This is a genomic window from Terriglobales bacterium (genome assembly GCA_035454605.1).
Classification (GTDB): Bacteria; Acidobacteriota; Terriglobia; order Terriglobales; family Acidobacteriaceae; genus DATMAB01.
Genome location: DATIGQ010000159.1, coordinates 1 through 15640, shown reverse-complemented (window position 1 = coordinate 15640; position 15640 = coordinate 1). Strand labels below are relative to the sequence as shown.

The 15640-nt window shown below is 64.6% G+C and carries 12 protein-coding genes; 4 read left to right on the top strand and 8 right to left on the bottom strand.

Annotated elements, in window-relative coordinates:
* The 6 genes from VLE48_11470 to VLE48_11445 form a co-directional block, all read right to left on the bottom strand.
* On the bottom strand, nucleotides 1-685 hold a 685-nt coding region (locus VLE48_11470; GenBank protein HSA93622.1), incomplete at its 3' end, for an AMP-binding protein.
* Nucleotides 682-2124, bottom strand: coding sequence for a polysaccharide pyruvyl transferase family protein (locus VLE48_11465; GenBank protein ID HSA93621.1), 1443 nt, complete (start codon nucleotides 2122-2124; stop codon nucleotides 682-684). The genes VLE48_11465 and VLE48_11470, both read right to left, overlap by 4 nt.
* Nucleotides 2121-3254: an SDR family oxidoreductase gene (locus VLE48_11460; GenBank protein HSA93620.1), complete on the bottom strand. Its 1134-nt coding sequence runs from the start codon at nucleotides 3252-3254 to the stop codon at nucleotides 2121-2123. The genes VLE48_11465 and VLE48_11460 overlap by 4 nt, the downstream gene beginning before the upstream one ends.
* The gene (locus tag VLE48_11455) at nucleotides 3239-5575 is read right to left on the bottom strand and encodes an SDR family oxidoreductase (protein HSA93619.1); all 2337 of its coding nucleotides are present in this window, start codon (nucleotides 5573-5575) and stop codon (nucleotides 3239-3241) included. The genes VLE48_11460 and VLE48_11455 overlap by 16 nt, the downstream gene beginning before the upstream one ends.
* A gap of 77 nt (nucleotides 5576-5652) precedes the next feature.
* Nucleotides 5653-8124 carry a 2-oxoglutarate dehydrogenase E1 component gene (locus tag VLE48_11450; protein HSA93618.1) on the bottom strand — a complete coding sequence of 824 codons (2472 nt, stop codon included), beginning with the start codon at nucleotides 8122-8124 and terminating at the stop codon, nucleotides 5653-5655.
* 77 nt (nucleotides 8125-8201) lie between these two features.
* A complete protein-coding gene (locus VLE48_11445; GenBank protein ID HSA93617.1) occupies nucleotides 8202-8462 on the bottom strand; it encodes an oxidative damage protection protein in 261 nt (86 codons plus the stop codon).
* 109 nt (nucleotides 8463-8571) lie between these two features.
* Between VLE48_11445 and VLE48_11440 the strand changes: the two genes are divergently transcribed.
* The 4 genes from VLE48_11440 (at nucleotide 8572) to VLE48_11425 (ending at nucleotide 12478) form a co-directional block, all read left to right on the top strand.
* Nucleotides 8572-9165: a cysteine dioxygenase family protein gene (locus VLE48_11440; GenBank protein HSA93616.1), complete on the top strand. Its 594-nt coding sequence runs from the start codon at nucleotides 8572-8574 to the stop codon at nucleotides 9163-9165.
* A gap of 244 nt (nucleotides 9166-9409) precedes the next feature.
* The gene (locus tag VLE48_11435; GenBank protein ID HSA93615.1) at nucleotides 9410-10141 is read left to right on the top strand and encodes an ABC transporter ATP-binding protein; all 732 of its coding nucleotides are present in this window, start codon (nucleotides 9410-9412) and stop codon (nucleotides 10139-10141) included.
* Nucleotides 10138-11490, top strand: coding sequence for an FtsX-like permease family protein (locus VLE48_11430; protein ID HSA93614.1), 1353 nt, complete (start codon nucleotides 10138-10140; stop codon nucleotides 11488-11490). Before VLE48_11435 ends, VLE48_11430 begins: the two co-directional genes overlap by 4 nt.
* A 151-nt stretch (nucleotides 11491-11641) precedes the next feature.
* Nucleotides 11642-12478, top strand: coding sequence for an alpha/beta hydrolase family protein (locus tag VLE48_11425; GenBank protein ID HSA93613.1), 837 nt, complete (start codon nucleotides 11642-11644; stop codon nucleotides 12476-12478).
* 16 nt (nucleotides 12479-12494) lie between these two features.
* Here VLE48_11425 and VLE48_11420 read toward each other — a convergent pair whose 3' ends face one another.
* Nucleotides 12495-14225 (bottom strand): carbon starvation CstA family protein, encoded by a 1731-nt coding sequence (locus tag VLE48_11420; protein HSA93612.1) that lies wholly within the window; start codon nucleotides 14223-14225, stop codon nucleotides 12495-12497.
* 21 nt (nucleotides 14226-14246) lie between these two features.
* Nucleotides 14247-15640: CehA/McbA family metallohydrolase (locus VLE48_11415; GenBank protein ID HSA93611.1), on the bottom strand; the 1394-nt coding region annotated here is incomplete at its 5' end.

Genomic DNA, 15640 nt, shown 5'->3' with positions numbered 1-15640 from the left:
TGATGCGGTCAGCTGAAGGATAGTTCCTGCGTTGCTCTGCACGTCTCCGCGCGGGATCGGCTGCCTCCATGGTCAGACACCACTCTTTGGGTGCGTCCTGCACGGTTCTCGTTCTCATCAGCCTGTCCAGGCGGCCAACGGTGCAAGGCACCATGTGGTTTAGGTTGCCCGTGTTCAAGATCACGCCCTTGGGCTCGCCCGAGGTGCCCGAGGTATAGATGATAGTCACCGCATCGGCGTCGGTCCGTGGCAGAGGCGCATCCTCGGCGATGGGCGCAGCGGTGAAGACTTCATCGAAGAGGCATTGCCGCGGAGCTTCCGGCCACTCGCGCGCAACGGCATCGCGCAGCGCCACGTCGCCGCAAAGGACGAGCGCCGCGCCGCAGTCCTTCATCATGCCCACCAGTTCCGTCGGTGCCTGCCGTGCGTATAGCGGCACGACGATCACGCCTTCCGCCATCAGCGCCAGGTCCAGCGCCGTCCAGCGCATGCTGTTGTGCGCCAGCAGGGCGCAGCGGTCGCCTTTTCTCGCGCCCTGCGAGCGCAGGAATCCCCGCGCCGCCCGCACTTGCGCCAGCACTTCGCCCGCATTCGCGCTGACGATCTTGCCCTCACGGACCTCGGCCAGCACCGGCCGCACCGGATCGGCCGCCAGCCTGCGGAAGATGTTTTCCAGGAAGTTCATCCGCGGGTTGCGTCCGGCACAGCCACTGCGCTTTCGTACTGCTCGGCCAGGCGATGGAGGTTGGGACTGAGCGGCGGCAGGTAGTCTTCCCAGCTCAGTTGCCCGGTGCGCACCGGAAACTCGGCGTAGCGCTGCTGCACGTGCTCCTCGAAGTACACGCCCATGCGCGCCATGGTCTTCAGGTTGCGCACCACGGTCTGCCCGATTCCCGCCGCCACTGCCTCCCGCTCGCGGTGCAACCGCTCCATCATTTCGTACAGTTTGGGTTCCAGTTCGGGATCGTCCACTTCCAGCAGCAGGTGCCGGTGTCCACGCTCGTGCATGAGGTTGCGAATGCGCTCATCCATGGTGATGCCCGCCGAGGCCACCAGGCCGGGCATCGAGGTCACGATGCCGTGATAGCGCGAAGACACCATCAGTTGGCACGCCCGCAGGATGCTGACCAGTTGATACATGTCGTAGTCGTCCGAGGTCGCCACGGGAACGCCGCCCAGCGTCTCGGCCAGCTCGCGGCAGGCGCGCGCGTCCAGCCGCTCCATGGCCGCCAACATGACGAACACGCCGTGCTGCTTGCGGAAGCGCTCCACCGCGACCGCGATCGCCTTGAGGTAGCGCTGATACGCCGCATCCACCTGCGGGCCGGAGTTGTGGAAGTACACCGTGCGATAGTGGCTCTTCTTGTATGCGCCGGCCAGCAGGTGCGCCGCGTACTTCGCCACCGAAGCCTTCACCGGCCACCAGAAGGGATTGATGGGACAGACCACCAGCACATCGCGCTCGCCGTCCCAGCCCAGATCGCGCAGCGCCTTCTGTCCATACTCCGGGCCGTGCGGCTCGAACGTCCACGCCGTGTCGGTGCCGGGTTCGGTGGGGACTCCCAGCGCCCGCAGCACCGCTCGCGACTCTTCATTGCGCGTGATGATCAGCGACTGCGCGCAGTAGCGCCGGCACATCTTGGCCAGCAGCTTGTCCATGTCTCCGGCTTCCGCGCCGTAGCCGACGGAGAGCTTGTTCTCCGCGGTGGCGATGCCCAGCGACCCGATCATCATCGTGGTCAGCGCGTTGGCGAACTTGCTCTTGAACATGGAGCCTTCGCAGGCCACGACGCCGTGGTGCCTGCGCACTTCGCGGAAGAGAAAGGGCGGGAAGATATCGGGCAAGTGGACCTGTTCCGCGTCGCCGAAGTAGCCGCACGAGCGTTCAAAGCTCTGCGTCATCACGGCCAGCCGGCTGTGTTCCGGCCCCAGGATGCGCCGCACCTGGCGCAGCATTTCCTCCACGCGCACGTCGGAGCCCGTGTTGCGCGTGCCGTTGTAACCGGCGAACAGCAGGCGGAGTTTTTCGCCCGGACGCCACGCCTGGCCGGCGCCCAGCATCCAGCCCAGCTTGGTGATCTCGATCAGCCCGGCTACCCAGGCCTCGAGCACCAGGTCCATCATCCGACCCGTCCTCCGGCCGGGCTGGGCCACTCGCGGTAGGGATACGTGAAGCGCGTCTCCCGGCTGAACTTCAGCAGCGGATAGCTGTACTCGGAAAACGGCGCCGGCCGCCGCCCCAGCTCCGCCACCACGCGGGTGTTGTCGAACACCGTGTTCCAGACGAGATACGGGAAGAAGACTTTCAGCAACGAAGCGCCGTAGCCCACAGGGCCCTTGCGGTTCGACAGCCACTCGACGACCGAGCGGAACGTCCCTTCGAGCGACGGCATGAACCACGGCGCGCCTTTGTGTTGTGCGCGCGCCAGCGCCTGCGTCAGCTCACGATAGGTCTGCGAGCCCGTCCCGGAAGAGAGATGGTAGATCTCGTGCGCCGGCATCTCCTTCTGGTGCAGCGTGACGATGGCGTCGGCCACGTAGTCCACCGGCACAATGTCGATTTTGTCGGCGGCGCGGAAGGGAAGCACCGGCAGCCCGGCCAGGAACACGAACGCGCGCACCATGTCGAACTGGGTCGTCTCGCCGCGGCGGCTGTCGCCCAGCACGATGCTCGGCCGGAAGATCGTGCGCGGCACTTCCGGCAGCAGTTCGCGGATCATGTGCTCGCAGAATTTCTTGGTGCGCGCGTACGGATCATAGTCCGAACGCTGCCAGTCCACCGCCTTGTCTTCCTCGACCACTTCGTTCTGCCGGTGTCCGGCAACCGCCACGGTACTCACGTGGCTGATGCGCCTCAGGCCATGGTCCTGCTGCGCCCGCCGCGCCAGTTGCACCACTTCCAGGGTGCCGCGCAGGTTCACGTTCAGGCACTGCTTTTCCGACTTGCGGTTGAGCGACGCCGCGCAGTGAATCACCGAATCGGTCGTCTTCGCAAGCTGCTCGTAGTCGCCGTCGCCCAGGCCGAAGCGCCGTTCCGTCAGGTCACCCAGAAAGACGCGGATTCGCGACTGCAGATACTCATGGAACTTGGGGAAGTCCATGTGCAGTTGCAGCGAATGCCACAGGCGCTCGGCGCCCTCCTGCTGGCTCTTGGCGCGGACCAGCAGGTTCAGCGAGTCCCGGTGGTTCTCCAGCAGTCCGGCGGCCAGGTGCGCGCCGATGTACCCGGTGGACCCGGTCAGGAAGATGGCCATGTCGCTCCCGTGGGAACGGTCTGGTTGCCCGCCGGCGCCATGCGGAAGGTGCGCCCCGAGCGCGACTCCGGCAGCCGACCCTCGATCAGCGGATACGACCACTTGCGCAGCGCCGGAATATGGACGTTGATCCAGTACTCCCACCAGTCGATGGCGCGCGCGTCGTAGCCGAACTGCGCGCGCTCTTCCGGCTCGAGCGCCGCCGCCAACAACTCGATGTTGCCCGCCTCGAACACCTGCTCATTGTGCAGGATGAACGGCTCATACAGCTCGATCAGCCGCGTCACGCGGTCCAGCGCCCTCTCCCGCTTTACCAGCTTCTGTTCCATGAAAGGAATGGGCGAGGCCAGCAGCCGGATGCTGCGCACGATCGCCTTCTGTCCCGGCGCCGAGAGCCGCTGGTAACGGGTCTTCGACACCGCGATGGTGTCGAACCGCAACCGCAGCCAGTGTTCGAGGCCCTCCTGCGCGCGGTAGTGCTTGCGATGCGCCAGGCCAGTCAGCTCGATCGAGCGCCGCATGTCGCAGGGATTGTTCTCCGAGCTCGCCAGCTGGTAGACGCGCTCGTGTCGCCTTTCGACGAGCGCTGCCGCGATCAGCGTCATGCCCCGGCACACCAGGTCCACCGGCACGATGTCCAGCCGCTTGCGTTCGTTCGACGGCAGTTGCCGGAAGTACGTTCCCAGCAGGTAGGAGAGCGACGCCGAGGTGTTGATGCCCTCGTTCCATCCGGAAAACGGATCGTGCGTCGATGTTTCTACGATCGACGGCCGCGCCACCGCCACCGGCAGATCGCTGCCGCGGGTGGCGATCAGCGATTCCGCCAGGCTCTTGGTGAGCGTGTACGTGTTGGGCCAGCTCAACTCCTGCGCGCGCCGCATGCCTGCTTCGATCAGCGCGCTGCGCACCCAGCGGATGCGCGCCTTGCGCAACTGGTTATCCAGCGCCTCCCCGCTCAGCTCCGCCGAGCGTCTCTCCGTGATCTCCTTTTGCAGCTCAGCCGTTACCTCAGGGCTGGCTGCGCGCTGGTCCGTTTGCTTCACCAGCTCATGCAGCGCCAATCGCTCGCGCTCGGCATCGAAACCAGCCAGCCGCTTGGGCGTGTAGTTCGGCGTCAGTTCTTCACGCACGCGCCCGTCCACGTAGCCCGCCACGTAGCAGGTGGAAAGATGGAGCAGCGCGGCGTGGTCGCACGTCCGCAGGAATTCCAGCAGGTGGATCGTAGCCTCGACGTTTACCGCCAGCGCATCCCTCAGGTCGGGATTAAAGTCCGTGAGCCCGGAGCTGTTGATGACGACGTCCAGCTTCGGCCGCAAGCGGTCTCGTGTGGCCTCGTCCAGCCCCAGGCCGGGTTTCGACACGTCGCCTTCCACCACCTCGACGCGCTCCCCGAGAAAACGTGCCAGCCCTTCGCCGTGCTCCTGGTGCAGCGGATCGAACAACGGCGATTCTTCCACCATCTTCTCGAAACGCCTCAGCGCGCTGTTCGATTTCTGCCGCCGGATCAGCAGATAGATGCGGCCGACCTCCGGCAGCTCACGCAAAGCATTCACCAGCCATACCTTCCCGATGAAGCCGGTCACGCCGATCAGCAGGATGTGCTTGCCGGCCAGCGACTGACGCACCGAGAGTCGCGGCAACTGTTGGCGCCCGTCGAACATCACGACGGGGCGTTCGCGCTTCGGCTGCACGCGCCGTGCCGGACGCACGGCTGCGCGCAACTCTTCTGCTGGCTGCCCCAGGTCACGCTCCAGTTTCTCGAGCGACACGCTGCCATCCGGGTTCCCACCCAGGATTCGCGCCAGCCCGCCCCGCGGCCGGATCACCGGATCGAGCAGCCTTCCCGTGGCCAGGCCATCGCGGAACTCCAGGCGATTGGCAATCAGCCCCGCCGCGCCCAGGTGCTCCGCCAGCGGCCGCATCACTTGCTCCAGGCCCTGGCTCACCAGCACCACCGGCCGCCCGCTCGCCATCGCCTCCTTCAGCTTGGCCACCCCTCGCGGCTTTAGCCGCGGCTGCTGCTGGTACCGGAAGTATTCTTCGCCCAGCAGGTCCAGCCGGTCGGCGCTCACGCCTCGCAGCAGCGTATGCAGGACCCGGGTGGCGAACCTGCGGTGCAGGGCGTACAGCAAGGGCCGCAGCAGCACCAATACCGCCAGTCCCCAGCGCCGCGCCCAGCGCTCCAGGAAGCTTTGCGTGTTGCGGGTGATGAAGATCAGCGGTCGAACGGCACTCAAATCCAGCAGGCTGCCTTCCACCCGCCAATAGACAGGTTCTGGCGCCGAGCCGGACCGCTCGTCTTGTTGTTGGTTTGGCTGCAAAGGCGTTGCTTCTGGCCCGGGAGCGGGCCTTGTAGGCCAAGATTGTACCGGATTCGCCGCTCGCCGTGGCGCTGCTGCTACCGGGTGAACGCCAGCGCAACCAGCGCCTTCTGCTCCAGTTCGTGCGCCTTGGCGGAGCCCGTTGCCGGGCTGGGGCTGGGCGAACGCTTCACCGTGCGCACGTGGCGGTCGCGCGCCATGCGCGTCAGCCGCGGCATCATGTAGCCCAGCGCGCCCTGGTTGGCCGGCTCTTCCTGCACCCACACCAGGTCACGTGCCTGCGAATGTCGTGCCAGTTCCGCCGCCAGCTCATCGTGCGGGAAGGGATACAACTGCTCCAGGAACACGATGGCCGTTTGCTTCGCGCCGCGCTCACGCCGCTCCCGCCGCAATTCGTGTCCGATCTTGCCCGTGCATAGCAGGACGCTTTCGGCGTTCTCGACCTCGGGATCGCCGATCACGATCTGGAGACGCGACCGGCTGAGCTCCCCCACCGGCGAGCTGGCATCCGGATGTCGCAGCATGCTTTTGGGCGTGAACACCACCAGCGGCTTGCGCCACGGTCGCAACGCCTGCCGCCGCAGCAGGTGGAAGTACTGGGCTGCGGTCGAAGGCTGGCAGACCTGTATGTTGTCGCGGGCCGCCAGTTGCAGGTAACGCTCGATGCGCGCGCTGGAGTGCTCGGGTCCCTGGCCCTCGAAGCCGTGCGGCAGCAGCAACACCAGCCCCGACATCAGTCCCCACTTGTCCTCCCCCGCGCTGATGAACTGGTCGATGATCACCTGCGCGCCGTTGGCGAAGTCTCCGAACTGCGCTTCCCACAGCACCAGCGCCTCGGGGAAGTCGCGGCTGTAGCCGTACTCAAAGCCCAGCACCGCGTTCTCTGAAAGGATGGAGTTATAGACTTCGAACCTCGCTTGCCCCGTCGACAGATGATTCAGCGGGATGTGTTCGTGTTCATCTTCCGTGTCGATCAGCACGGAGTGCCGCTGGTTGAAGGTGCCGCGGCGGCTGTCCTGCCCGCTCAGGCGCACCGGGACGCCCGCCCGCACCAGGGTGCCGAAGGCCAGCGCTTCCGCCATGCCGAAGTCCACCGGCCGCTTGCCGTAGCCCATTTCCGCCCGCTGCTCCAGCAACTTCTGCACCTTGGGGTGGATGTGGAACCCGGCCGGCCACTGCGTCAATCCGTCCGTGACTTCACGCAACTCCTGCTCCGTCACACCCGTGTCCACTTCGTATGCCGGGTCATACGACCCGCCCTTGAAGCCCGACCAGTAGGCGGGAAGCTGCGCCAGCACCGGTTTTTCGGTGAGCTTCGCAGCCTGCTTCTGCGCTTCCTCGAACTGCGCGCGCACTCGCTCGACCACCGGCTCGGCGTCCGCGCCCATCTTCGTCGCGTAGACCTGCCACGCCACCGGATGTTCCTTGATTCTGCGATAAAGCCGCGGCTGCGTTACGGTGGGATCGTCCACTTCGCTGTGCCCGTGCCGCCGGTATCCGATCAGGTCCACCACCACGTCGGTGCCGAACTCGTAGCGGTAATCCATGGCCATGCGCGCCACCCGCGCCACTGCGTCGAGATCCTCGGCGTTGACATGGAAGATGGGGACCGGCAGCCGCTTGGCCAGGTCGGCCGAGAAGCGCGAACTGTGCAGTTCGCTCGGATTCGTGGTGAACCCGATGAGGTTGTTTACGATCACGTGCACCACGCCGCCCACGTCATAGCCACGAAGCCCGGAGAAGGCCAGCGTTTCTGCCGTGACGCCTTGTCCGGCGAAGGCCGCATCGCCGTGCAGCAGGAACGCGATGGAGCGCGCCTGTCCATCCTCGCCCAGCCGTATCTGCTTGGCCCGCAACCGTCCCACCGCCACCGGATCGACCGCTTCCAAATGGCTCGGATTGGATACCAGGTGAATGCGGACCGTGCGTCCGCTGCGCGTCTGGTATTGTCCGGTCGCGCCCAGGTGATACTTCACGTCACCCGAGCCCAGTACGCTGCGCGGGTCCACGTCCTCGAAGCCCGCAAACACGTCGCGCGCCGGCCGCCCCGCGATGTGCACGATGGCGTTCAGGCGCCCGCGGTGCGCCATGGCGATTAGCGCTTCTTCCGCGCCGAAACCGGAGCCCGTCTCCAGCATCTCGTCCAGCAGCGGGATCAGAGCCGTGTTGCCTTCCAGCGAATAACGCTTCGTGCCCAGGTAGCGCGTCTGCAGCACCTGCTCGAACAACTCCGCCGAAATCAGACGCTCCAGGATGTGGTCCGCATCCTCCGCCGCGGGCGCGTCGCTTTCCATGCGTTCTTCGATCCAGTGCCGCCGTTCCGGATCGGCCATGTGCATGAACTCTGCCCCGACGGAGCCGCAGTAATAACGCCGCGCTTCTTCCGCCGAAGCGCCCGTCAGGCTCTCTAGTTCGGGATGCGATTGCGGCGCAAAGTGACCGAGAGGATCGAGATTGGCTTCCAGGTATCCCCATCGCCGGAAAACGTCAAAAACCACCTCGCGCTCCGCAGGAGCGTTTTTGTCGGACCGTATCGCGCGCGTTGCCATCAAAGTTGCCTTTGAAAGTTTCAAGCTAGAGCTGGCAGCTAGTAGCTAGGAGCTCATAGCCAACAGCCAGGAGCGGCTTATTTCTGTGGCTTGTACTCCGGCGGCGGAGCTGCGCCCTGTCCGAAGAAAAACTCTTCCATGTGCTGCAGGATGAGTTCCTGGTGTTGTTTGTTGGCGGGGTTCAGCCGGTACTCGTTGATCACCATCTTCAGATGCTCGATCCATCCCCGCCATGCCTCTTCGGAAATGTTCTCGAACACCTTCTGCCCCATGGGCCCGTCGAAGGGAGGTTCCTCCAGTCCCGGCAGCTCCCGGCCCAGCTTCGCGCACTTCACCATTCGAGGCATTCTCACGCTCCCTTTTGTATGCTACCGCCTCGGTTTTCCCGTGGCAAATTCGCCCCGGATAATGCAGAATTTCCTGCACGTTTCTTACCTGGGGGACGCCATGAGTGTCGCTGCCGCGCAGACTGTTTCCATTTCTGATTTTGTGGCCGGGCTGCGCAAGTTCCCCGAGCCCGCCTTCTCCGAACTCGGCAGCATCCGCAGCTTCCTGGAAAAGAACCGCGTCGAACCGGCTTCACTCCAACCCTATCTCTGCTGGGATGGCCAGCACTATACCCGCAACCTCATCGACAAGACCCCGCTCTACGAGCTGATTGCCATCTGCTGGGAAGTGGACCAGCACAGCTCCGTGCACAACCACCGCGAGCAGAACTGCTGGATGGCCGTGCCCATCGGCCGCCTCCTGGTGCAGAACTACCGCGTGCTCTTCCAGGACTTGGCTGCGGGCACATGCAAGCTCGAGCCTACCGACCAGCTTCAGCTCGATCCCGCCCATCCTTGCGCCGTCGATCCTGCCGCACCGGTGCACAAGGTCTACAACCCGGCCCAGTTCGCCGAGCGCGCCGTCAGCCTGCACGTCTATTCGCGTCCCTTCGACACCTGCGACGTCTACTCCGCCGAGCAGGGAACCTGCGGCACTATCCATCTCTGGTACAACACCGAGTTCGGCGTCCCGTCCAAGCCATCTCGGGCGTAACCGTCAGCTCAAGCAGTTCCGAAACCGTGAGGGACTCCCCTTGACGGTATCATTTCTCTATGATAACATGTTTGTTGGTAGATATCATTCAGATAAGGTGTTTGTTTCAGGGACTTTGCCTCTAAGTCCTTTAGAACTAGGGACTCCCAGGGACTTTGCTGTGTAACCGCATGATTCTACTAGACACCCCGGGGGAGGGGGCAGACCTTCACTGCACTCCCTGCGGAAACCTAGAAGCAGGAAAGTGCGTAGTAACATCAAACCACTGATGTCCACCAACGGCCCCGCCATCCGCACCGAGAACGTCTCCCGCCATTACCGCATCGGGCACAGCGAAGTGCGCGCCCTGAACGGGGTGACGCTCGAGGTCCAACGCGGTGAATTTCTCGCCTTGCTCGGCAGTTCGGGTTCGGGCAAGTCCACGCTGCTCAACCTGGTTGCCGGCCTCGACCGGCCCACGGCCGGTTCCATCCTGGTGGAAGGTCGCGATCTGGCGCGCATGAACGGGGAAGAACTGGCCCGCTACCGCCGTCATACCGTCGGCATGGTGTTCCAGGCCTTCAACCTCATTCCTTCGATGAAGCTGGAGGAGAACGTGGACCTGCCGCTGCGCCTGGCCGAAGTGGATCGCGCGGAGCGCCGGCAGCGGGTGCGTGAGGCCATCGAGCGCGTGAATCTGACTCCGCGCATGGGCCACCGGCCCACCGAACTCTCCGGCGGCGAGCAGCAGCGTGTCGCGCTGGCCCGGGCGCTGGTGAACCGGCCCTCGCTCCTGCTGGCCGACGAGCCCACCGGCAACCTCGACAGCCAGACGGGCGAGGATATCCTCAACCTCATCCGTGAACTCAACCAGTCGCTTGGCATGACGGTCATCATGGTCACTCACGAGCGGCCGCTGGCCGAGCGCTATGCCCATCGCATCGTCTTCCTGGCCGACGGCAAGGTTTCGGGCGAATCCGCAGGAGCCCGCGCATGAAGGCTCCGGACCTGCTCGAGTTGGCGGCTCGCAATCTGCGCGAGTCCGTGCTGCGCAATTCCCTCACCACCGTGGGGATCGCGGTGGGCGTGGCTTCGCTGGTCGCCATGTTGTCTCTGGGCATCGGCCTGCAGGAAATGGCGGGACGGCGCCTGGCGGGCTCAGGGCTCTTCGACACCATTTTCGTCACTTCCCGGCAGGATTTCCGCGGCTTTGACCGCGGAGAAGGGCGCAATGAAAAACCCGAAGAACTCAGGGCCCTGGATGAGAATGCGCGCGAGGAGATGCGGAAAATCTCGGGTGTAGTGGAAACCTTCCCGGAAATCCGTCTGATGACCGAAGTGCGCTATCAGGGCAAGATGAACTTTGCTTTTGTGGCCGCATTGCCGCCTTCGGCGCGCGCCAACGAGGCGTTCGAGGGCATGCGCGGCAGCTTCTTCTCCAGTCCCACCGCCCAGGAGGCCATCCTGGCGACCGAGTTCGCCAAGGAACTGACGCCCGACCCCGACTCGCTCATTGGCAAAGAGATCATCGTGCGCTACGCCGAGCGACAGCCGCTGGCCGGGGGCAGCGCCTCTGCCGGTAACGATGATGATGTTGGCGATTCCTTCGGATTCTCCGTGGTGCGCCGCGAGCAACCGTTGAAGATCGTGGGGCTCATTGAACGCGAGCCCTATAGCGGTCTGCGCACGGTGTCGCGCGGCCGCCTCTTCATCCCCACAGCCTTTGCCGAAAGCCTGAACGTGCTGCAGTTCTCGGACTTGCGCGGCGCGACTCGCGACACGCCCACCACCCGCACCTACGTCAGCCTGGTGGTGCGCGTGGAGAGCCCCTCGCGCGTCGAGGCGGTACAGAACGCCATCAAGAAGATGGGCTTTCGCACCTTCTCAGTGCTCGACGCCACGCGCAGCATGCGCCGCTTCTTTGCCATCTTCGACCTGTTCCTGGGCATCTTTGGCAGCCTGGCTTTGGCCGTGGCTTCGCTCGGCATCGTGAATACTCTGGTCATGGCCATTCTGGAGCGGCGGCGCGAGATCGGCATCCTCAAGGCCCTGGGCGCGAGCGACGCCGACGTGAAGAGGCTTTTCTTCGTCGAAGCCGGCGTCATGGGAGCGTTCGGCGGTGCGCTGGGCGTGGCGCTGGGCTGGGCCATCGGCAGGCTTATCAACTGGGGCGCCAACGTGTACCTGGCCCGCCAGGACCTTCCCCCGGAGCAGATCTGGTCCGTGCCCTGGTGGCTGGTACTGGCGGCTCTCGCCTTCGCGGTGCTGGTCAGCCTGGTCTCCGGTCTCTATCCCGCTGCGCGCGCCGCGCGCCTCGATCCTGTGCAGGCGCTGCGCTATGAGTGAGCTGACTTACATCCTGAGATTGTCATCCCGAGTCCGGTGCAGCGGACGAGGGATTTGCTTTGAATTGTCATCCCGAGCGCAGCGAGGGATCTGCTCCTCTCTGTTCTCTCGACGTCTCCTCTCCGCGCTCTCTGCGGTAAGTCTCTTGCTCTTGATTTCTCCAACTGCCGACGCCGCTTCCCGCGTGGAATGCGCCACCGCGCCGAGCAGATTCCTGAAAGCTTCCGTCCGCTACTGCGCGCTTCTTCCCCCGGGCTATGACGCGGATAAGACCCGTCGCTATCCCGTGCTCTACTTCCTCCACGGCCTGGGCGACAACGAACAGTCTCTCGTCAACGGCGGCGGATGGAACATCATCGAGCGCATGACGGAGGAGAAGAAGCTCGTGGAGATGATTGTCGTGACCCCTGACGGTGGCCGCGGTTTCTACATCAATTCCCGCGACGGCCGCACCCGGTACGAGGATTTCTTTATCCGTGAGTTCGTGCCCGCCATGGACCGCAAGTACCGCACGGTCGCCACCCGCGCGGGACGCGGCTTGAGTGGTGTTTCGATGGGCGGATACGGCGCCTTGCGCTTCGCCTTCCAGTATCCGCAACTGTTCGGCTCGGTCAGCGCTCACAGCGCGGCCGTGATGAAAGACCTGCCCCGCGGCGCCGACGCTGCGCCCGGCATCGGCGGCGGGCGCACGTCACTCCTCGGAACCGTATTCGGCTCGCCGCTCGACCACGCCTTCTACCAGCGGCAGAATCCGGTGACACTGGCCCGGCAGTCAGCCGGCCTCCGGCGCCTCAAGATTTATTTCGACTGCGGCACTGAGGATGAGTACGGATTCGATGCCGGCGCGCAAGCCCTCCATGAAGCGCTCGAATCACGCCGCATCCCGCACGAGTTCCACCTCTATCCCGGCGGGCACGGATGGCAGTACGTCGCCCGCCACTTCGACGCTTCGCTGACGTTTCATTCGCAGGCGTTCGGAAGAAAGTAAAAGTGTTTCTGTGTGGCTAATCGCTCGCGGAGGGTTCTGTCGCGAGCGCTCGAACACCACGGCCACGTCGCACATCGCGAACCGTGCGCAGACCTTCGATGACGAAGATGATTGCCAGGACCAGTAAGGCAGTCGCGACAAAACCATTGACGATCGAGGGATGCAACCGCAGACCTCCGTCTGCGATCTCCTTCGCGCCTTCCGCCATCTGCACCAGCAACGCGCTGACGGTTGCCGTCATCACGAACAGCATGGGCAGCACGGTGTACCAGGTGCGGCGGCCGGAGCGGTAGAGCCACACCGAAACGCCCAGCAGCGTGAGGGATGCCAGCAACTGGTTGGAGGTTCCGAACAGCACCCAGAACTGCCGCCACGCGCCCTCGGGCGCTGAAAGCAGTATGAGCAGCGGTACGAATGCAGTCGAAGCTGCGGCCAGGATGCCCGCACTGCGGCTGGTGGCTCCCCATCCCAGTCCGCCGGCGAGTTCCTGCAGCAGGTAGCGGCCCAAACGTGTGGCCACGTCCAGCGTGTCGAAGACGAAGGTGGAGAAGGCCATGGCGCCGAAAGTGGCGGCAAATGTCAGCCAGCGTTCGCCCAGCAGCACGGCCAGGAAACGCGCGATGCCGTCCCCGTAGAGCTTGCCCGGCGCGCGCCCGGCGATGTCGGCGGGCAGCACGATCATCACCGTGGCCAGCGCGATCAGCGCCACCAGCCCTTCGAGCAGCATCGCGCCGTAGCCGATAGGCTTGCAATGGCTCTCGCGCGCCACCTGCTTGGATGTGGTTCCCCCGCACACCAGGCCGTGGAATCCGGAGCAGGCGCCGCACGCGATGGTGACAAAGAGGAAGGGAAACAGCAGTCGCTCCACCACCGAGCCCGTGGGCGTATGCACGATGGCAGGCTGCTGGATCTGGAATCCGCCGAAAACGACGCCCACCACTCCGGTCCCCAGCACCAGGTAGAGCACAAAGCCGCCCAGATAGCCGCGCGGTTGCTGCAGCAGCCACATGGGAAGCAGTGATGCGACGAAGCAATAGATGAGGATGGCAAGGTGCCAGAAGTGGAGGTCGAAAACCAACACGGTGGAAACCTTTGTCCCCAGCCAGACCACGCCCAGTGTTGCGGGCACGAAGATCACTGTTAGAAGCCACATCGGCGGACTGAGCTTGCGCTGTACCACCCCCATCAGCAGCGCCAGCAGCAGGTACATGGTGCTGGCCGCGGCGACCGCGCCTCCGGCATTGAAGGAGAATTCTCCTTGGAGTTCTTCGGTCTGCCCGAGAAAGGTAGAGGCGGTAACGTCGGCGAACGCGACGATCACGTACAGCAGCGCGATCCAGATGAAAGCAATGAAGGCCAGCCAGGCGCGGCGCCCCAGGTTCTGGCGGGCGATCTCCGCGATGGAATTGGCGCCGTGACGGATGGACGCAATGAGCGCGGAGAAATCGTGCACGGCGCCGATGAAGATGACACCCAGCGTGATCCACAGGATGCTGGGCAGCCAGCCGAACGCCAGGCAGGCGGCGATGGGCCCGACGATCGGTCCGGCCGCGGCGATAGCGCTGAAATGCTGTCCCAGCAGGTAGAAGGGACGCGCGGGGACGAAGTCCACGCCGTCGTTGAGCCGCGTGGCGGGTGTGGCGACTGCGTCATCCAGGCGATACTGCCGCGCGATGAAGCCGCCGTACAGCGTGTAGCCGGCGACCAGCGCCGCCATCACCAGCACGGAGAGCAGAAGAAGGCTCATGTCAGCCTTGACCGACCGATTCTATTTCAACATTTCCTCGTACACTTTGCGCGCCTCGCTCAACATGTTGAATGTCTCCGCGCGCTCGGCGTCCGTGTTCCAGTCGGTGAACTTCTCCACCGATTCGCGGATGCGGTCGATCCAGGCGATGCAGAACGCCGCGTCTTCGGGCGAACGCGGGCGCTCGCCGTTCACGGTGACATAGATCGGGCTGGTGGTGGCGTACGGATAAGTATCGAGGATCGGATGCTGCGGTTGCGCACTCCAGGCGCGCAGCAGGCACCAGCCGCTGGCAGTGATAGGAACGGTTCCGCGCAAGTCAGCCTGGTCGTGCGCGGCGTTCATCTCCATCTCTCGCACGACCTTGCCGTTGCACACCACCTCGAGATGGTCGAGGGGCACCAGCGACCGCATGGAAGCGGTGAAGCGCACTTCCGGGTCGGTGGCGGGAAGCTTGAGTTCGCCGCCGATGGTCTGGCCGCCGAGCGTGAAGTCGAGCAGCGGTCCGTTGGTGGCGAAGCCGTTGCCGCGGCGCACCGCCTCAAGCCACGTCTCACGCTTCAGCGGCGCGGCGGGCACGCGCGCGTACAGGCGGTTCAGTCCTACCGGCCCGTGGAGCGAGGCATAGTTGGCCATGGCGTCCGTGCCCGCGCCGGCGGGAATGCGAAGTCCAAGGTTGAGCAGCCGATACCAAATACTCGCGGTCGACTGGTGATCGCTGAAGCCAAGCACCTCGACGTAGTCCACCTTGCCCAGCGCGGCATCGACAACGAAGGCGTGGCGCAGCGGACGCTCCTTGGCGGGATCGGGAACATCCTCGATCTCATACGGATGGACGTAACCAACCAGTGCGCCCTGTTGGTGCGCCAGGTCGGCGACGAAGGAATTCATCGGCCAGAGGCTGGCGGCGGCGGTCTCCGGATATCCGGCGTAATCGGGAATCAGCAGGTTGCGCGTCAGGCCGAGCAGTCCCATGTGTCCCCAGTAGCTGGTATGGAACTCCTGGTCGTGCAGCAGCAGGAAATTAGCGCTCGAGACTGGATCAGGCTTCCCGGTGAAATACGCAACGTCAGGAATGCGCTGCTCCTTGTTGACGATCAAGTTGTGCACGACGTTCAGGTTTTCTGCCGCTGCTTGCTCCGCCAGATGCGCGGGCGTGTTGCGGTAGGCGCCGGCGTAATCCATGTGCACGTGCAGGTCGCCACTGGCCCAGCGCTTGCCCGCCGTGGCCGGCAGCGGAGCGAGCGGGCGCAGACGCACCGGAACTGTGGTGGGGCGCTCGGCAGAAACGTCGGCCCGGCGGCGCTCGGCGCGATGTTCGAAGCCTTTCATCACTTCGACTTCGAAGCGGCCCGCCGGAACAGTGAGGTCGGATTGTCCCGCAGTGTCGAAGTAGTGAGCCTCGAACCTGCGCT